The sequence below is a fragment of the Pseudacidovorax sp. NFM-22 genome (assembly GCF_021401245.1).
Classification (GTDB): domain Bacteria; phylum Pseudomonadota; class Gammaproteobacteria; order Burkholderiales; family Burkholderiaceae_C; genus Xenophilus.
The window spans coordinates 202,682-219,247 of record NZ_JACBFY010000006.1; the positions used below are offsets into that span (position 1 = coordinate 202,682).

General features: G+C 69.2%; 19 protein-coding genes. 12 read left to right on the forward strand and 7 right to left on the reverse strand.

Features of this window, described 5'->3' with window-relative positions; genetic code table 11:
- Window positions 1-2: 2 nt before the first annotated feature.
- From L0984_RS21230 to purM, 3 genes are all read right to left on the reverse strand, one after another.
- Window positions 3-575 (reverse strand): isochorismatase family protein, encoded by a 573-nt coding sequence (locus L0984_RS21230; RefSeq protein ID WP_234196168.1) that lies wholly within the window; start codon window positions 573-575, stop codon window positions 3-5.
- Window positions 576-699: 124 nt separating this feature from the next.
- Window positions 700-1,749 (reverse strand): AI-2E family transporter, encoded by a 1,050-nt coding sequence (locus L0984_RS21235; RefSeq protein ID WP_234196169.1) that lies wholly within the window; start codon window positions 1,747-1,749, stop codon window positions 700-702.
- Between the two features lie 25 nt (window positions 1,750-1,774).
- The gene (gene purM / locus L0984_RS21240) at window positions 1,775-2,842 is read right to left on the reverse strand and encodes a phosphoribosylformylglycinamidine cyclo-ligase (protein ID WP_234196171.1); all 1,068 of its coding nucleotides are present in this window, start codon (window positions 2,840-2,842) and stop codon (window positions 1,775-1,777) included.
- A 160-nt stretch (window positions 2,843-3,002) separates the two neighbouring features.
- Here purM and hda point away from each other — a divergent pair, with 160 nt between their 5' ends.
- The 5 genes from hda to L0984_RS21265 all read left to right on the forward strand — a co-directional run bounded on the left by hda (window position 3,003) and on the right by L0984_RS21265 (window position 7,695).
- Complete coding sequence (hda, locus tag L0984_RS21245) at window positions 3,003-3,686, forward strand: DnaA regulatory inactivator Hda (protein WP_076507839.1); 684 nt, start codon at window positions 3,003-3,005, stop codon at window positions 3,684-3,686.
- A gap of 46 nt (window positions 3,687-3,732) precedes the next feature.
- Window positions 3,733-5,373, forward strand: coding sequence for a polynucleotide adenylyltransferase PcnB (gene pcnB, locus L0984_RS21250; protein WP_234196173.1), 1,641 nt, complete (start codon window positions 3,733-3,735; stop codon window positions 5,371-5,373).
- 68 nt (window positions 5,374-5,441) lie between these two features.
- Window positions 5,442-5,921, forward strand: a complete 480-nt coding sequence (gene folK / locus L0984_RS21255; RefSeq protein ID WP_234196175.1) for a 2-amino-4-hydroxy-6-hydroxymethyldihydropteridine diphosphokinase — start codon at window positions 5,442-5,444, stop codon at window positions 5,919-5,921.
- Window positions 5,922-6,020: 99 nt separating this feature from the next.
- Complete coding sequence (locus tag L0984_RS21260; protein ID WP_017759823.1) at window positions 6,021-6,665, forward strand: DUF47 domain-containing protein; 645 nt, start codon at window positions 6,021-6,023, stop codon at window positions 6,663-6,665.
- A 19-nt stretch (window positions 6,666-6,684) separates the two neighbouring features.
- Entirely contained in the window at window positions 6,685-7,695 is a 1,011-nt protein-coding gene (locus L0984_RS21265) for an inorganic phosphate transporter (RefSeq protein WP_234196177.1), read from the forward strand.
- Window positions 7,696-7,723: 28 nt separating this feature from the next.
- On the opposite strand, the gene L0984_RS21270 is transcribed toward L0984_RS21265, so the two are convergent.
- The gene (locus L0984_RS21270; RefSeq protein WP_234196179.1) at window positions 7,724-8,224 is read right to left on the reverse strand and encodes a TM2 domain-containing protein; all 501 of its coding nucleotides are present in this window, start codon (window positions 8,222-8,224) and stop codon (window positions 7,724-7,726) included.
- A 9-nt stretch (window positions 8,225-8,233) separates the two neighbouring features.
- Entirely contained in the window at window positions 8,234-8,761 is a 528-nt protein-coding gene (locus L0984_RS21275) for a GNAT family N-acetyltransferase (RefSeq protein WP_234196181.1), read from the reverse strand.
- Between the two features lie 156 nt (window positions 8,762-8,917).
- Between L0984_RS21275 and rpsP the strand changes: the two genes are divergently transcribed.
- From rpsP to hisC, 7 genes are all read left to right on the forward strand, one after another.
- Entirely contained in the window at window positions 8,918-9,193 is a 276-nt protein-coding gene (rpsP, locus tag L0984_RS21280; RefSeq protein WP_234196183.1) for a 30S ribosomal protein S16, read from the forward strand.
- A gap of 17 nt (window positions 9,194-9,210) precedes the next feature.
- Complete coding sequence (rimM, locus tag L0984_RS21285) at window positions 9,211-9,771, forward strand: ribosome maturation factor RimM (RefSeq protein ID WP_234196184.1); 561 nt, start codon at window positions 9,211-9,213, stop codon at window positions 9,769-9,771.
- A gap of 35 nt (window positions 9,772-9,806) precedes the next feature.
- Window positions 9,807-10,565 (forward strand): tRNA (guanosine(37)-N1)-methyltransferase TrmD, encoded by a 759-nt coding sequence (trmD, locus tag L0984_RS21290; protein WP_234196187.1) that lies wholly within the window; start codon window positions 9,807-9,809, stop codon window positions 10,563-10,565.
- 148 nt (window positions 10,566-10,713) lie between these two features.
- A complete protein-coding gene (rplS, locus tag L0984_RS21295) occupies window positions 10,714-11,097 on the forward strand; it encodes a 50S ribosomal protein L19 (protein ID WP_017759816.1) in 384 nt (127 codons plus the stop codon).
- 87 nt (window positions 11,098-11,184) lie between these two features.
- On the forward strand, window positions 11,185-11,943 hold the full coding sequence (locus tag L0984_RS21300) for a CoA pyrophosphatase (RefSeq protein ID WP_234196188.1): 759 nt from the start codon (window positions 11,185-11,187) through the stop codon (window positions 11,941-11,943).
- A gap of 75 nt (window positions 11,944-12,018) precedes the next feature.
- Window positions 12,019-13,014: a CobD/CbiB family protein gene (locus L0984_RS21305; RefSeq protein WP_234196190.1), complete on the forward strand. Its 996-nt coding sequence runs from the start codon at window positions 12,019-12,021 to the stop codon at window positions 13,012-13,014.
- A gap of 62 nt (window positions 13,015-13,076) precedes the next feature.
- Window positions 13,077-14,162, forward strand: a complete 1,086-nt coding sequence (gene hisC / locus L0984_RS21310; RefSeq protein ID WP_234196191.1) for a histidinol-phosphate transaminase — start codon at window positions 13,077-13,079, stop codon at window positions 14,160-14,162.
- 93 nt (window positions 14,163-14,255) lie between these two features.
- Here hisC and rsgA read toward each other — a convergent pair whose 3' ends face one another.
- Entirely contained in the window at window positions 14,256-15,224 is a 969-nt protein-coding gene (rsgA, locus tag L0984_RS21315; protein ID WP_370646123.1) for a ribosome small subunit-dependent GTPase A, read from the reverse strand.
- 8 nt (window positions 15,225-15,232) lie between these two features.
- Window positions 15,233-16,501, reverse strand: a complete 1,269-nt coding sequence (locus L0984_RS21320) for a M48 family metallopeptidase (protein ID WP_234196193.1) — start codon at window positions 16,499-16,501, stop codon at window positions 15,233-15,235.
- Window positions 16,502-16,566: the final 65 nt, after the last annotated feature.

The following is a 16,566-nucleotide window of genomic DNA, read 5'->3' on the forward strand; positions in this document are numbered from 1 at the left end:
CTTCAGGCCGTTTCGAACGCCGGGAGGCGTGCGAGGGCCTGCGCCGCGCTGCACACCTGCGCGAACCGGCCCTGCAGCACGGTGGCCGTCCGGGCCTTGATCTGCGGGGCCGTCAGCGGCTGGCCATCGGGCTGGACCATGTCGAAGGTGAGCGTGGCGTCCAGCGCATAGTCCACCTGCCAGCCGAGATCGCTGGCGTGGCGGGTCGTCGTCTCGCAGCATTGCTCGGTGCGGATGCCGCTGACGATCAGCCGGCGGACGCCCTGCTGCGTGAGCCAGACGTCGAGCCCGGTGCCCACCAGCGCGCTGTGCCGGTGCTTGACGAAGGTGGCGTCGGCATCGAAATCGGCCAGGCCGTCGAAGGGGCGGACGTGGCCGCTCTCCTCGGCGAAAGGGTTGGCGGCATCGTGCGGGCCGTCGACGTGGTAGACCCTGACGATGGGCACACCGGCGTCGCGGCAGCCTGCGATCAGCGCGTTCTGCGCGGCCAGCCACGCGGGAACGTCGTCGGGACGGTAGAAGGGGCGGTGGAGAAAGGACGCCTGGGCGTCGATCACGAGCAGGGCGGTGGTCATGGCTGCTTCCGGTCTGGGCGTTGAGGAAGCCTGCATTGTTCGGACCGCTGCGCCCTGCGTCCGCACCGGCTGCGCCCGCCTTCGATCGGAATCGGACATCGGCAAATCGCGTCCCGCGCCTGCCTCAGACCAGCTTCGCCGCCTCCAGCTCCTTCTTGAGGTAGGCGTAGAACAGCGGCGCCGCCACCAGCCCGGCCGGCCCGAAGACGGTTTCGGCCACGAACATCACCGACAGCAATTCCCACACCGCCATGTGGGTGCGCTTGCCGACCACCTTGGCGTTGATGACGTACTCGGCCTTGTGGATCAGGATCAGGAAGACCAGGCAGGCCGCTGCCGTCACCGGCGAGACCGAAAGCCCCACCAGCGTCAGCACCACGTTGCACAGCAGGTTGCCCACGATGGGCACCAGCCCCGCCACGAAGGTGAAGGTGATCAGCACGGGCGTGTAGGGCAGCCGCGTGTCCCACAGCGGCAGCACCAGCAGCAGGAAGGTGGCCGTGAGGGCGGTGTTGAAGCTGGCAATCCAGAACTGGGCCGCCACGATCTGCTTGAAGGCCAGGCCGAAGGTGGTGATGCGCTGGTGGAGTTCGGCAGCCAGGGGGCGGCGGTGGAGCGGCGGCAGCGCGACGGCGGCCAGGCCGCCGACGATCAGGCCCACGTAGCCGTGCAGCACGGCGTTGAGCCAGGCCCGGCCTGCCAGGGCGAGTGTGCCCGCTTCGTTGCGCAGGTAGTTGGCCACCATGCGCTGGACGTCGTCGGCCGCCGCCGGCAGCGAAGCGGCCAACTCGGGCGGCAGCTTCTGGCGCAGTTCAAGGATGGTGCGGGCGATGTAGTCGAGCAGTCCGCGGTACTGCTGCGGCGCCTCCACCACGTATTCGCGCGCCTGCGAGACGCCCAGCGCCAGCAGCGCCAGCGGGCCCAGCACCACCAGCAGGATCGCCACGGCCTTGATGATCGATTCGACCCGCGCCCGCGCGCGGGGTGGCAGCCGCCGATGTGCCCACTGCACCGTGAGGCGCGTGAACCAGCGCGTGAACAGAAAGCCCACGCAGGCGCACAGCAGGCCCACCAGCAGATGGCTGACCAGGATGCCCAGCAGGCCCAGCCCCATCAGCAGGTAGCTGGCGATGACCACCGGCCGGTTTGCGCCGACGGCGACAGGATGCGGCATCGTCACGGCGTTGCCGGGCGGATCCTCAGGCCACGACGACCGCGGCGCCGTTGCCGCGCTCGGCGATGGTGCCGATCTGGTAGACCGTCTCGCCTTGCGCGCGCAGCGTGGCGGCGCAGGCCTCGGCGTCCGCCGCGGCCACCACCACCACCATGCCGATGCCGTTGTTGAAGGTGCGGTTCATCTCGATGTCGTCGATGCCCGCCACCTTCTGCAGCCAGGCGAACAACTCGGTCTGCGGCCAGCTGCCCTTGGTGAGGTGGGCGGCGGTGCCTTCGGGCAGCACGCGCGGAATGTTCTCCAGCAGGCCGCCGCCGGTGATGTGGGCCAGGGCCTTGATGCCGCCGTCGCCCGCCTCGCCGCCGTGCGGATGCGCGGCCAGCGCCGCCAGCACCGGCTTGACGTACAGGCGGGTGGGCGCCATCACGGCCTCGCGGAAGGGCTGGCCGTCCAGCGTGGCAGGCAGGTCGGTGCCGGCGCGCTCGATCACCTTGCGCACCAGCGAGAAGCCGTTGGAATGCACGCCGTGCGAGGCCAGGCCCAGCACCACGTCGCCGGGCTTGACGTTCTGGCCGGTGAGGATCTTCGACTTCTCGACCGCGCCGACGGCGAAGCCGGCCAGGTCATATTCGCCGGCGGGATACATGCCGGGCATCTCGGCCGTCTCGCCGCCGATCAGGGCGCAGCCCGACAGCTCGCAGCCGCGGGCGATGCCGCCCACGACGCGGGCGGCGGTGTCCACGTCCAGCTTGCCGCAGGCGAAGTAGTCCAGGAAGAACAGCGGCTCGGCGCCTTGCACCAGCACGTCGTTGACGCTCATGGCCACCAGGTCGATGCCAACGGTGTCGTGCATCTGCCATTCGAAGGCCAGCTTGAGCTTGGTGCCCACGCCGTCGGTGCCGGAGACCAGCACCGGCTCCTTGTAGCGCTTGGGCACCTCGAACAGGGCGCCGAAGCCGCCGATGCCGGCCAGCACGCCTTCGCGCATCGTCTTCTTCGCCAGCGGCTTGATGCGGTCGACCAGCGCGTCCCCCGCATCGATGTCGACGCCGGCGTCCTTGTAGCTGAGGGGGGTGGAGGAGGGCGAAGTCATGGTGGCGAGCGGCGCAGGGAAGGGACAAAAAGAAGGCGGCCCGGGCGTCTTCGACAGGCGCGGAGGCGGGCCGCATAGAATTTCACGCGATTTTAAGGGTCGGCTCCGGCCCGCCCCGCCGCATTCCCGCATCCCCTCCGCCGCCATCCATCTCCCTCGCATGAAGCAGCTCGCGCTCGACATCGGCCTGCAGACAGCGCCGACGCTGGCGAGCTTCCACGTCGGGCCGAATGAAGAGGCGGTGGCCCATCTGCGGGCCTGGGTGGGCACGGGCCGGGGCACGCTGCACTCGCCGGTACCGATCTATCTCTGGGGCGAATCGGGCACCGGCAAGACGCACCTGCTGGAGTCGGTGGCCGCGGCCCTGTACGACCAGGGGGCGCGGCTGGGCTGGATGCACCCGGGCCTCTACGACCCACCGCCCTTCGACGAGCAATGGGACGCCGTGCTGATGGACGACGTGCACCTGTACGACACCGTGCAGCAGCAGGCCGCCTTCAGCTGGTTCGTGCAGGCCCAGTCGCTGCAGTGCGGCGTGGTGGCGGCGGGCGAGCTGCCGCCGGCCGACCTCAAGCTGCGCGAGGACCTGCGCACGCGGCTGGCCTGGGGCCATGTGTTCCAGCTGCAGCTGCTGAGTGAGGCAGAGCGGCGGGCGGTGCTGCACGAGCTGGCCTCGGCGCGCGGCCTCAAGCTGCCGCCGGAGGTGGTCGACTACATGCTGCACCGCTTCAGCCGCGACCTGGGCAGCCTCATCGAGCTGCTCAAGAAGCTCGACGGTTATGCGCTGCAGACGCAGCGTGCCATCACCATCCCGCTGGTGCGGCACATGCTCGAGAACGAATGAAGACACTCCGGGCCGCCCTGCGGGGGCGGCCCGACATACGGATTCCATGATCAAGCAATTCATCGACAAGATCCTGGCCAAGACGGGCTCGGCCCGCGGCGGCCGTTCGCGCTTCGGCAAGCGCCAGGAAGTGGATGCCAGCGTGCACCGCATCGACCCCGCCCTGGTGGACGAGCGGGCCAAGAATGTGGTGACGACGCTGCAGCAGGCCGGCTTCGAGGCCTACATCGTGGGCGGCGCGGTGCGCGACCTGCTGCTGGGCCTGAAGCCCAAGGATTTCGACGTCGCCACCAACGCCACGCCGGAAGAGGTCAAGGGCCTGTTCCGCCGTGCCTTCATCATCGGCCGGCGCTTCCGCATCGTGCACGTGGTGTACGGCCGGGGGCGCGAGCACGAGGTGATCGAGGTCTCGACCTTCCGTGCCTACATGGAGGCCGGCGCTGCCGAGCAGGTGGCCGGCAACGAGCGCACCAGCAAGAGCGAACTCTCGGCCATGAAGCATGCCGTGGACGCCAGCGGCCGCGTGCTGCGCGACAACGTCTGGGGCCCGCAGGACGAGGACGCCGCGCGGCGCGACTTCACCGTCAACGCGATGTATTACGACCCGGCGCGGCAGATCGTGGTGGACTACCACAACGGCATCCGCGACGCGCAGAAGCTGGTGCTGCGCATGATCGGCGACCCCGCCACGCGCTACCGCGAGGATCCGGTGCGCATCGTGCGCGCCATCCGCTTCTCGGCCAAGCTGGCGGCGCTGGGCTTCAAGATGGACGCCAAGACGGCGGCGCCGCTGGTCGAATCGGCCCGGCTGCTGGCCGACGTGCCGCAGAGCCGCATGTTCGACGAGATGCTCAAGCTGCTGCAGACCGGCCATGCACTGGCCAGCATCGCGCAACTGCGCACGCTGGGCCTGGCGCGCGGCATCTATCCGCTGCTCGACGTGGTGGTGGAGCGCGCCGACCTGCCCTTCGTGAAAGCCGCGCTGGCCGACACCGACCGCCGCGTGGGCGAGGGCAAGCCGGTGGCGGCCAGCTTCCTGCTGGCCTGCGTGCTGTGGAGCGATGTGCGCGAGGGCTGGCAGGCGCGCCTCAAGGAGCGCCCGGGCCAGCGGGCACAACCGCCGATCCCCGCGTTGCAGGACGCCATCGACGACGTCTTCAACACCCGCATCGGCGACGTGTCGGGCCGCGGCAAGCTGGCGGCCGACATGCGCGAGATCTGGATGATGCAGCCGCGCTTTGACAAGCGCGTCGGCAGCACGCCCTACGGCCTGGTGGAGCAGGCGCGCTTCCGTGCCGGCTTCGACTTCATGCGCCTGCGCGCCGACATCGGCGAGGTGGACGAGGCGATTGCCGAGTGGTGGCAGGAGTTCAGCACCGCCGACGACATCCGCCGTGAGGACCTGATCGAGCAGGTGCGGGCGGAGCAGCGCAAGACACAGTCGGGCAACCGCGCACCGCGCGTGCACACGCGCAGCCCTCGTGCCGCGGCGCCTGCGCCGACAGGCGGTGGTGAACCGGCCGAGGCCGCGCTGGGCGAACAGACCGGCGATGGCGACGAGGCCCTGGTGCCCGTTGACGGCGAGGGCGGGGCACCGCGCAAGCGCCGGCGGCGCCGCAAGCCGCGTACCGGCGGCGGCGCGGCGGGTGGGGGCGACGCGGGCGGCTCCTCGCCCGACGCGGCGTGAGCCTCGCGCCGGGCACGCCGACGGGCGCACCCATCGCCAGCGACGCTGGAGGTCGCCCCGTCCCAGGCATGCACGCCGTACCCGAAGTGCCCTGCGTGCGCGCCTACGTGGCGCTTGGCGCCAACCTCGGCGACGCCCAAGCGGCCGTGGTTCGTGCACTCGCCGACCTTGGCGGCCTGCCGCGGACGCGCCTGGTCGCCCGCTCCAGCCTCTACCGCAGCGCGCCCGTCGATGCTGGCGGCCCGGACTTCATCAATGCGGTCGCCGCCCTCGACACGCAGCTGTCGCCGCTCGATTTCCTCGATGAACTGCAGCGCCTGGAGCTCGAGGCGGGCCGTGAGCGACCGTATCGCAACGCGCCGCGCACGCTGGATCTGGACCTGCTGCTCCATGGCGATGCCCGCATCGCCGAGCCGCGCCTCGTGGTGCCCCACCCGCGGATGCACGAGCGGGCCTTCGTACTGTTGCCACTGGCGGAAATCGCGCCCGAGCGGGTTGACGGGGCGCAGCTCGCAGCCGTGTCGGGCCAAGCCATCCAACGCCTCTGAAGCACCCGTTGGGGGCGCCGGCAGGCGCCGCCCTTTACACTCGCGGGTTGCTCGGGTGTCATCACCCTGTCGCATCTTTCGTGTAAGGACGCCAATTTCATGCTCGGCAAGCTGCTGCCCCGCGAGGGCAATTTCTTTGAGATGTTCAACCAGCATGCCGAGCGCATCGTCGAGGCCGCACGGGCCTTCGAACAGCTGGTCGCCAACTACAACGACGTACACCTGCGTGAGCAGTACAACCGCGACGTCGACAACGCCGAACGCGCGGCCGACCGGGTGACGCACGACGTCAACCTGCTGCTGCACAAGACCTTCATCACCCCCATCGACCGGGAGCAGATCCACAAGCTCATCAACACGATGGACGACGTGGCCGACCTGATCCAGGACTGCGCCGAGACCATGGCGCTGTACGACGTGCGGCAGATGACGGACGAGATCTCCCGCCTGACCGCCCTGTCGGTCAAGTGCTGCGGCCGCCTCAAGGATGCCGTCAAGTACCTGGGCAAGATCGCCGATCCCGCCGTGGCCGAGGCCACGCTCAAGACCTGCGAAGAGATCGACCGCATCGAATCCGACGCCGACCGGGTCATGCGCAGCGCCATGAGCAAGCTCTTCCGCGAAGAGCCCGACGTGCGCGAAGTGATCAAGCTCAAGGCCATCTACGAGCTGCTGGAAACGGTCACCGACAAGTGCGAGGACGTGGCCAACGTGATCGAGGGCATCATCCTCGAGAACTCCTGAGTCGCCGGGAGCAGTCTCCATGGCAACGGTTCAGGTCGCCCTCTGGGTGGTGGTGGTGCTGGTCGCGCTGGCCATCGCCTTCGACTTCATGAACGGCTTCCACGATGCGGCGAATTCCATCGCCACTGTGGTGTCCACCGGCGTGCTCAAGCCGGGCCAGGCGGTGCTGTTCGCCGCCTTCTTCAACTTGATTGCCATCTTCGTCTTCCACCTCAGCGTGGCGGCGACGGTGGGCAAGGGCATCGCGCATGCCAATGTCATCGACGTGCACGTGGTGTTCGGCGCGCTGATCGGGGCCATCAGCTGGAATCTGGTCACGTGGTACTACGGCATTCCCAGCAGCTCGTCGCATGCGCTGATCGGCGGCATCGTGGGCGCCGTGTTGGCCAAGACCGGCACCTCGGGCCTGGTGGGTGCGGGTATCTGGAAGACGGTGGCCTTCATCTTCGTTTCGCCGCTGCTGGGCTTCCTGCTGGGCTCGCTGATGATGGTGGCCGTGGCCTGGATCTTCCGCCGGGCCACGCCCTCCCGGGTGGACCGGTGGTTCCGGCGGCTCCAGCTGGTCTCTGCCGGCGCCTACAGCCTGGGCCATGGCGGCAACGATGCGCAGAAGACCATCGGCATCATCTGGATGCTGCTGCTGGCCACCGGCTACGCCTCCGCCGCCGACACCTCGCCGCCCACCTGGGTGGTGGTGTGCTGTTACACGGCCATTGCCCTGGGCACCATGTTCGGTGGCTGGCGCATCGTGCGCACCATGGGCCAGAAGATCACCAAGCTCAAGCCGGTGGGCGGCTTCTGCGCCGAGACGGGCGGGGCGCTGACGCTGTTCCTGGCGACGGCGCTGGGCATTCCCGTGTCGACCACGCACACCATCACGGGTGCCATCGTCGGTGTGGGGTCGGTCCAACGCGCCAGCGCGGTGCGCTGGGGCGTGGCGGGCAACATCGTGTGGGCATGGATCTTCACCATCCCCGCCGCCGCCTTCGTGGCAGCCATCGCCTACTGGCTGAGCATGCAGCTGTTCTGAGGCGGCGGCGCGCCGGCCTGCCACCTGCTCATTGCGAGATGCGGCGGCCTTCCTCGATCTGGTGCTCGAAGTAGCGCTGGAAGCTGAAGACGATGCTCGACATCAGCACCGTCGCGCCGATCAGCAATGCAAGCACGACGGCGCCGATGGTGAACCAGTTGGTGGTGCCCGGCGCCGCATCGGGCGCGAGCTGCGGGTTGTGCTTCGCGTTCCAGCGTTCCGGCGTCATCAGGCCGTAGATGATGGCCATCAGCGCGCAGCCCGCGATGGTGAAGCCCAGGAACGGGATGAGCACCCAGCTCCAGCCGTCGTCCAGCCCGTACATGCGGGCCCGCTCCACGCCGTAGAGGCCCAGCGCCGTCGGGATCGGCAGCAGCCAGCCCAGCATGTCGCCCAGGCCGTGGAGGTAGAAGCGGTGCAGTCCCAGCGGGCCGCCCACGAAGGCGAGCCACGCTGCGAGGGTCTTGCTGCGGGGGCTGCGAACGGTAACGGCGCCGGGGACGGTCCCGGCCTGGGTGTCGATGGTCATGGCGGGTCCTTATTCGGGTGACGTGCTGCTGCCTTCGCCGAGCACCTTGTCCATCAGCACCACATCGCGCCACTGGCCGAACTTCCAGCCGCAGTCCTTGATGACGCCGACTTCGACGAAGCCCAGCTTGCGATGGACGCCGACCGACCCGGCATTGGCCGAGTCGCCGATCACGGCGATGAGCTTGCGCACACCGGCTGCCTGGGCGGCGGCGACCAGGGCTTCAAGAAGCCGTGCCCCGACGCCCATGCCGCGTGCGGCGTCGGCGATATAGATCGAGTCCTCGGCGGAATAGCGATAAGCGGGCCGCGGCTTGAACCAGTTGCAGTAGGCGAAGCCGAGCACCTCGCCGGCCTCGTTCTCGGCCACCAGATAGGGCAGGCCCTTGGCCAGCACGTCGGCCCGGCGATTGGACATGTCGGCCTGGGTCGGGGCGTCGGTCTCGAAGGTGCCCGTGCCGTTCAGGACGTGATGGGCATAGATGGCCGTGATGGCCGCGAGATCTTCGTCGCGGCTGGGTCGAATGGTCAGGTGCATGGAAGCAGGGGTGCGGAAGGGCGCTATACTGGCGGGCTTTTCAGCGTGTCGCTGGCCGGGTGGCCATGTCGCGTGTCTCAACGCTGGAGAAGAATTCACCGGCCGATCCCAGGCATTCCCAGAAACCTGCGGCTGGCTCCACCCCAAGGATAAATCATGGTCGTCATTCGACTCTCCCGCGGCGGCTCCAAGGGCCGTCCGTTCTTCAACATCGTCGTCGCCGACAAGCGCACCCGTCGCGACGGCCGCTTCATCGAGCGTCTGGGCTTCTACAACCCCACCGCCCGCGGCGGCGAGGAAAGCATCCGTATCGCCCAGGACCGCCTGGCCTACTGGAAGAGCGTCGGCGCCCAGGCTTCGCCCACCGTGGTGCGCCTGATCAAGCAGGCCGGCACCGCCGCCCCTGTCGCTGCCGAACAAGCCGCCGCCTGATCGGCGCGCCGTCGCCGATGCTGCCCACGCTCGACGCTGCCGAACTGCCGGCGGACGCCATCGAAGTCGGGCGCATCGTCGATGCCTGGGGCATCAAGGGCTGGTTCAAGGTCCTGCCCCACAGCGCCGAGCCCGAGGCGCTGTTCACTTCCAAGCGCTGGTTCCTCCAGCCGCCTGGCAACGGTCGCCAGGTCTTTCGACTTCCCATCCGAGAAGCCCGCGAGCACACCGACTGCATCGTGGCGCATTCCGACGAGGTGCCCGACCGCAACGCGGCCGAGGCCCTGCGCGGTGCGCGCATCTTCGTGCCGCGCTCCCTGTTTCCGACGCCGGGCGACGACGAGTACTACTGGGTCGACCTTGTCGGCCTGTCGGTCGTCAACCGCGAAGGCGTGGCCTTGGGCACGGTGCGTGAACTGCTGGCGACCGGCCCGCAGACCACCCTGGTCCTCGAGGTGCCGCCGGCTGCCGAAGGCGACAAGCCCGGCGAGCGGTTGATTCCCTTCGTCTCCGCCATCGTCGACAAGGTCGATCTGGCCGGCCGCCTCATCGTGGCCGACTGGCAGCCCGACTACTGAGCGGCTGGCCCACTGCCGCCTGCACGCGGACGCGCATGCGCTTCGACGTCCTCACCCTTTTTCCGGAACTGTTCGCGCCCTTCCTCGCCAACGGCATCAACCGGCGCGCCTTTGCGTCCGGACAGGTGGACGTGCGCTTCTGGAATCCGCGCGACTTTGCCGAAGGTAATTACCGGCGCGTCGACGACCGGCCTTTCGGCGGCGGGCCCGGCATGGTCATGATGGCCGAGCCCCTGGCCCGTTGCGTGGAGGCTGCCGTTGCCGACCGGGGTGAGGCCTCGCCCGTGGTCCTTTTCTCGCCCGTGGGCCAGCCATTGCGCCACGCGGTGGTGACCGAATGGGCGGCCAGTGCGGGGGCGGTGCTGCTCTGCGGCCGCTACGAGGGGCTGGATCAGCGCTTCATCGACCGCTACGTCACCCACCAGATCAGCCTGGGCGATTTCGTGCTGTCCGGCGGCGAACTGGCGGCGCTGGCGTTGCTCGATGCCGTGGCACGGCTGCAGCCCGGCGTGCTCGGCGACGCCGACAGCCATGCGCAGGACAGTTTCAATCCCGAGCTGGATGGCCTGCTCGACTGTCCGCACTACACGCGACCCGAGGTCTGGCGCGACATGTCCGTGCCGGCGCCCCTGATGTCCGGCCACCACGCCCAGATCGAGCGCTGGCGGCGGGAGCAGCGGCTGGCGCTGACGGCCGAGCGCCGGCCCGACCTGATCGCCGCGGCCCGCGCCGAAGGCCGTCTCCAGCCGCGGGACGAGCAGTACTTGCAGCAACTGCCGCAGCCCGCGCTATAATCGAGGGCTTTTCGATCCTCTGTCCGGCCGCGGCCCTCGTCCCGAGGCTCGCCCTTGTGGATCCGGCGCCTTCTTCGCAACTCGCGATGCCGCAGGCACCGGCAGCCGCCTTCAGTGCAGCGCGGACACGATCCTTTCGCAGGAAACCATGAACCTCATCCAGACCCTCGAGCAAGAGGAAATCGCCCGCCTGGGCAAGAAGATCCCCGCGTTCGCTCCTGGCGACACCGTGATCGTCAGCGTCAACGTGGTCGAAGGCACCCGCAAGCGCGTGCAGGCCTACGAAGGCGTCGTCATCGCCAAGCGCAACCGCGGCCTGAACAGCGCCTTCACCGTGCGCAAGATCTCCAGCGGCGAAGGCGTCGAGCGGACCTTCCAGACCTACAGCCCGCTGATCGCCGGCATCGAAGTCAAGCGCCGCGGCGACGTGCGCCGTGCCAAGCTGTACTACCTGCGCGAGCGCAGTGGCCGTTCTGCCCGCATCAAGGAAAAGCTGCCGGGCAAGGCCTCCAACGCGGCCGCCGCGAACTGATCGCGACGTGCAGGCAGGACCGGTCACCGCTCCTGCCGTCCGCACAGGGCCGCCTTCGGGCGGCCTTTTTCATTGCAGTTCACCGCCATGTCCCTGAGTCCTGAACACCCTTCTTCCGGTAGCCCGGGCCATGCACCGCCCGAGGTGGTCAACGCGGTCGGCACGCCGGCCGGGGCGGTGACGGATCCGCGCGCCGTGCCGGTGACCCGCATCGACCGCCACCTGCCCGCGGTGCCTGCCGCCCGTCTGACGGCTGCGGCCCTGCGCGAGCGCTTCTCCACGCCCCACAGCGTGACGTGGACCCCCGAAGTCCGCCGGGAGCCGAGCCTGACGCGCCGCAACCCCGCCCCTGCTGCCGTCCTGGTGCCGATCGTGCAGCGGGCCGAGCCCACGGTGCTGCTGACCGAGCGCGCCACCCGCATGTCCACCCATTCGGGCCAGATCGCCTTTCCGGGCGGGCGGGTGGATCCCGGCGATGCCAGCATCGCTGCGGCAGCCTTGCGCGAAGCGTGGGAGGAGGTGGGACTGGAGGCGGGCTTCGTCGAGGTGCTGGGTGAACTGCCCACCTACACCACCATCACCGCCTTTGTCGTGACGCCGGTCGTCGCGCTGGTGCAGCCCGGCTTTGTGCTCCGACCCAATCCCGCCGAGGTGGCGGACGTGTTCGAAGTGCCGCTGGCCTTCCTGATGAACCCGGCCCACCATCGCCGCCATCAGGTGGAAGGGGAGGGCCCCGCGGCGCGGCACTTCTTCTCGATGCCGTACCAGGACGGCGGCCGCGAGCGCTTCGTCTGGGGCGCCACGGCGGGCATGCTGCGCAATCTCTACCGTTTCCTGGCTGCATGACGGCACTGTGCATGCCAGCGATGGCTGCGCTGCCGGAGTCCGTGGCGGGCCTCAGGGCCGTCTTATGATTCCTCGATGAGCTTCTTTGCCATCCTGTGCGCGCTGCTGATCGAGCAGGTCCGGCCGCTGGCATCCGACAACCCGGCGGCTCGCGCGGCGCTGGCCTGGACACGCTGGACGAGCCGCAACTTCGATGCCGGCAAGCCGCACCACGGATGGGTCGCATGGTCGCTGGCAGTGGGGGCGCCCAGCCTGCTGGCACTGGGGCTGCACTGGCTGCTGATGCTCACGCTGGGCGCGCCTTTTGCGCTGGTCTGGGGCGTGGGCGTGCTCTACGTCACGCTGGGCTTCCGGCAGTTCAGCCATCACTTCACGGAGATTCGCGACGCGCTGGATGTGGGCGACGAGGCGCTCGCGCGCAGCCTGCTCGCACGCTGGCAACGGGTCGACGCGGCCGAGCTGCCGCGCAGCGAGATCGTCCGGCACGTGATCGAGTACTCGGTCATTGCGGCGCACCGCCATGTGCTGGGCGTGCTTGCATGGTTCTCGCTGGGCGCGCTGCTGGGGCTGGGGCCGGCCGGGGCCGTGTTCTATCGCATGAGCGAGTTCGTCGGCCGCTATTGGGCCTACAAGCACAACGCCATGAGCCAGCCGGCGAGCGTCTGGGTGCAGCAGGCCGCGGACCGCGCATGGACGGTGATCGACTGGCTCCCCGCCCGCATCACGGCCCTGGGCTTCGCGGTGGTCGGCAGCTTCGAGGAAGCCATCGACTGCTGGCGCAACGACGCGCGTCATTTCGCCGGGGTGAACGATGGCGTGATCCTGGCTGCCACCTCGGGGGCGCTCAATGTACGCCTGGGTGGCGAGCAGTTGCGGCCCAGCCGGCCGCTGGCCGACGCGCTGGTGGATGCTGCCGACCAGCCCGGTCCTGCCATGTCGGCCGGTGGCGGCACGGCGGGGCGAGAGCCCGAGCCGGCCCATCTGCGCAGCGTCGTGGGCCTGGTGTGGCGCTCGGTGGTGCTGTGGATGCTGCTGCTGGCGCTCCTGACGCTGGCGCGCCTGCTGGGCTGAAGGCCCACGCCGTCTTCTCTCTTTCATCTTCCTCGGCGGTCTTGTGCCGCATGGCGAGCGATATGTCCCATCCCTATCCTGCCTTCTGGAGCCCGCGTGTCGCGGGGCTCGAGCCCTATGTGCCCGGCGAGCAGCCGCGCATCGCCAACCTGGTCAAGCTCAACACCAACGAGCATCCGAGTCCGCCGTCGCCGCGGGTGATCGCCGCCATCGCGGAGGCCGCGCGTGAAGGGCTGCAGCGCTACCCCGATCCCGAGTCCACGTCGCTGCGCGAGGCCATCGCCCGCCGTCATGGCTTGCAGCCCGGGCAGGTGTTCGTCGGCAACGGCTCCGACGAGGTGCTGAGCCACGCCTTCCTGGCTTTCTTCCAGCGCGGCGAGCCCCTGCTCTTTCCCGATGTCACCTACAGCTTCTACCGGGTCTGGACCCAGCTGCACGGCATCGAGGCCGAGGCAGTGTCGGTGGACGAGGCCTTGCGCATCGACATCGACGCCCTGGCCCTGCGGGCGGAGCAGGGCTGCGCGGGCGTGGTGATCGCCAATCCGAACGCGCCGACGGGGCAGGGGCTGCCCCTGGACGCCATCGAACAGTTGCTGCGCGCCTGTCCCACGCGGGTGGTGCTGGTCGACGAGGCTTATGTGGACTTCGGTGCCCGCAGCGCTGCGGCGCTGGTCGAGGCCCATCCCAACCTGCTCGTGGTGCAGACCCTCTCCAAGTCGCGCGCGCTGGCCGGCCTGCGTGTGGGCTTTGCGCTTGGGCAGGCGCCGCTCATCGAGGCCCTGGCCCGCATCAAGAACAGCTTCAACTCCTACCCGCTCGACCGGCTGGCACAGGCGGGCGCACAGGCGGCCATCGAGGACGAGGAGTGGTTCAGCGCGCAATGCCGCGCGGTGATCGACACGCGCGAAGGGCTGACGCTGCAGCTGGAGGATCTCGGCTTCGACGTGTTGCCTTCGCAGGCCAACTTCGTGTTCGCACGCCATCCGCAGCGCGATGCGGCCACCCTGGCGGCAGCGCTGCGTGAGCGTGCCGTGCTGGTGCGGCATTTCCGGCAGCCGCGCATCGACCAGTGGCTGCGCATCAGCATCGGCACGCGGGCGCAGTGCAGCGCTTTGGTGGAGGCGCTGCAGGCGATCCTGGAGGGCTGAGGCTGAGGCTGAGGCTGAGGCGAGGTTCGGCGCGGCTGGTCGCGCCAGCATGTCCGGCTTGCGACTGGGAGGCGGGGCGCAGCCCGTGGCCCTTCAGTACGCCGGCCGGCTCAGCTCGCCGAAGAGCTCGTTGTAGATGCGGTAGCGCATCGCGCTGATGTCCGCGTCGCTGTTGACGTTGCGCTCGTCACCTTCCACATGGGCGATCACGCCGCACCCAGGCTCGTGCCGGTGCGTGCAGTTGTAGAAGCGGCATTCGCCCGTGTGGGCCGCGATGTCGGGCATCAGCGCCGGCAATTGCGTGGGCTCGATGTGGTGAAGGCCGAATTCCTGGAATCCGGGCGAGTCGATCAAGGCCGTCCCGGCTGGCTTGTCCATCCAGTACCAGGTGGTCGTCGTGGTGGTGTGGCGGCCCGAATTGAGTGCCTGCGAGATCTCGCCCGTCTGGGCCAGCGCCGAGGGCACCAGCCGGTTGACCAGCGTGCTCTTGCCCACGCCCGAGGGTCCGAGGATGAGCGTGGTGCGGCCGGCCAGTTCGGCCTGCACTTCGGCCAGGCCCGAGGCGCCGTCGTCCTTCAGCGAAAGGGGCAGCACCCCGTAGCCCATGCGGCGGTAGGGTGCGAGCCGCTCCCAGGCCGGCGAGAAGAGGCCTGGCAGGTCGCTCTTGTTGAGCACGATCAGCGCGCGGATGTGCTCGGCCTCGGCCGCGATCAGCGCCCGCGCCAGCTGATGCTCCGAGAAGTCGGGTTCCGCCGCGACCAGCATCAGGATCTGGTCCAAGTTCGCCGCGAAGGACTTGGTGCGGATCTCGTCCTGGCGGTAGAAGAGATTGCGGCGCGTGTCCACCCGTTCGATGGTGCCCTCGTCGGTGCTTGGCAGCCATTGCACCCGGTCGCCCACCACGGCCTGGCTCTTCTTGCCGCGCGGGTGGCAGATGCGGCGCTCGCCGTCGGGCGATTCCACCAGGCAGTGGCGGCCGTGGCTGCCAACCACCAGGCCTGGCTGCACCGTTGCCGTGGCGGGTGCGGCGCCGACTTGCGTGCTGTGCTTGCTGCGGCCCACGGATGTCCTCAGGCCACCGCGGCCGGCTGCAGCCGCGCGAGGCGCTGCGCCGCCGGCGGGTGGGAGTAATAGAAGCCGACATAGACCGGATCCGGCGTCAACGTGGACGCGTTGTCCTGGTGCAGCTTGAGCAGGGCGCGGGACAGGTCGGCACCGTCGGCATGCGTGGCCGCGAAGGCGTCGGCCTCGAATTCGTCCCGACGCGACATGCGCGCCATGACCGGCGAGACGAAGAAGCTGAACACCGGCACCACCAGCATGAACAGCAGCAGCGCCAGCGCATCGTTGGGCGCCGCCATGTGCGGCTGCACGCCCAGCCCGGTGTAGAACCACGCCTGGGCCGACAGCCATCCCAGCAGCGCGAAGGCCGCCAGGCTCAGCACCAGCATCAGGCCCATGCGGCGGGTGATATGGCGGTGCTTGAAGTGGCCCAGTTCGTGGGCCAGCACCGCCTCCACCTCGCCCGGCGTGAGCTGCCGCAGCAGCGTGTCGAAGAACACCACGCGCTTGGACCGGCCGAAGCCAGTGAAGTAGGCATTGGCGTGGGCGCTGCGGCGGCTGCCGTCCATCACGAACAGGCCCTTCGCCGCGAAACCGCAGCGGGTCATCAGCGTCTGGACGCGCTGCTTCAGCGATTCATCGTCCAGCGGCGAGAACTTGTTGAACAGCGGGGCGATCCAGGTCGGGACGATGAACTGCAGCAGCAGCGTCCAGCCCGCGAGCGCCACCCAGGCCCATAGCCACCAGAGCGGCCCGGCCGCACCCATCAGCCAGAGCACCAGTGCGGCCAGCGGCAGGCCCAGCGCCACGCCCAGTGCCGTTCCCTTGAGCAGGTCGGCCAGCCAGAGCCGGGGCGTCATCTTGTTGAAGCCGAAGCGCTCTTCGAGCCGGAAGGTCTGCCACCAGGTGAAGGGCAGGTCGATCAGCCCGCCGATCAGGCTGAAGGCGCCAAGCAGCGCGAGCTGTTGCCACATGCCGGCGCCGAGCCAGGCGGCCAGCGTCTTGTCCAGCAGGTCCAGGCCGCCCAACAAGGTCCAGGCGATCAGGGTGGCCGCGCCCCAGGCGGCTTCGATCAGGCCGAAGCGCATGCGCGCGACCGTGTAGTCGGCGGCCTTGCGGTGTGCTTCCAGATCGACGGTGCCGGCAAAAGGCGCGGGCACGGCATCGCGGTGCCGGGCCACATGGCGGATCTGGCGTGCCGCCAGCCAGAAGCGCAGCAGCAATCCGGCACTCAGCGCGACGGCGAAAAGAAGGGTGAAGGCAAGGGAGGCGGACATGCGTGGCGCAGTGTAGTGGGCGCCCACCGGCCACACGGGGCGCAGGTGACTGTGGGCGAGAATGC

Bases quoted from the DNA above. Each gene is read 5' to 3' on its own strand.
- L0984_RS21230 (WP_234196168.1), bottom strand. From the start codon at position 575: ATGACCACCGCCCTGCTCGTGATCGACGCCCAGGCGTCCTTTCTCCAC.
- L0984_RS21235 (WP_234196169.1), bottom strand. From the start codon at position 1,749: ATGCCGCATCCTGTCGCCGTCGGCGCAAACCGGCCGGTGGTCATCGCC.
- purM (WP_234196171.1), bottom strand. From the start codon at position 2,842: ATGACTTCGCCCTCCTCCACCCCCCTCAGCTACAAGGACGCCGGCGTC.
- hda (WP_076507839.1), top strand. From the start codon at position 3,003: ATGAAGCAGCTCGCGCTCGACATCGGCCTGCAGACAGCGCCGACGCTG.
- pcnB (WP_234196173.1), top strand. From the start codon at position 3,733: ATGATCAAGCAATTCATCGACAAGATCCTGGCCAAGACGGGCTCGGCC.
- folK (WP_234196175.1), top strand. From the start codon at position 5,442: ATGCACGCCGTACCCGAAGTGCCCTGCGTGCGCGCCTACGTGGCGCTT.
- L0984_RS21260 (WP_017759823.1), top strand. From the start codon at position 6,021: ATGCTCGGCAAGCTGCTGCCCCGCGAGGGCAATTTCTTTGAGATGTTC.
- L0984_RS21265 (WP_234196177.1), top strand. From the start codon at position 6,685: ATGGCAACGGTTCAGGTCGCCCTCTGGGTGGTGGTGGTGCTGGTCGCG.
- L0984_RS21270 (WP_234196179.1), bottom strand. From the start codon at position 8,224: ATGACCATCGACACCCAGGCCGGGACCGTCCCCGGCGCCGTTACCGTT.
- L0984_RS21275 (WP_234196181.1), bottom strand. From the start codon at position 8,761: ATGCACCTGACCATTCGACCCAGCCGCGACGAAGATCTCGCGGCCATC.
- rpsP (WP_234196183.1), top strand. From the start codon at position 8,918: ATGGTCGTCATTCGACTCTCCCGCGGCGGCTCCAAGGGCCGTCCGTTC.
- rimM (WP_234196184.1), top strand. From the start codon at position 9,211: ATGCTGCCCACGCTCGACGCTGCCGAACTGCCGGCGGACGCCATCGAA.
- trmD (WP_234196187.1), top strand. From the start codon at position 9,807: ATGCGCTTCGACGTCCTCACCCTTTTTCCGGAACTGTTCGCGCCCTTC.
- rplS (WP_017759816.1), top strand. From the start codon at position 10,714: ATGAACCTCATCCAGACCCTCGAGCAAGAGGAAATCGCCCGCCTGGGC.
- L0984_RS21300 (WP_234196188.1), top strand. From the start codon at position 11,185: ATGTCCCTGAGTCCTGAACACCCTTCTTCCGGTAGCCCGGGCCATGCA.
- L0984_RS21305 (WP_234196190.1), top strand. From the start codon at position 12,019: ATGAGCTTCTTTGCCATCCTGTGCGCGCTGCTGATCGAGCAGGTCCGG.
- hisC (WP_234196191.1), top strand. From the start codon at position 13,077: ATGTCCCATCCCTATCCTGCCTTCTGGAGCCCGCGTGTCGCGGGGCTC.
- L0984_RS21320 (WP_234196193.1), bottom strand. From the start codon at position 16,501: ATGTCCGCCTCCCTTGCCTTCACCCTTCTTTTCGCCGTCGCGCTGAGT.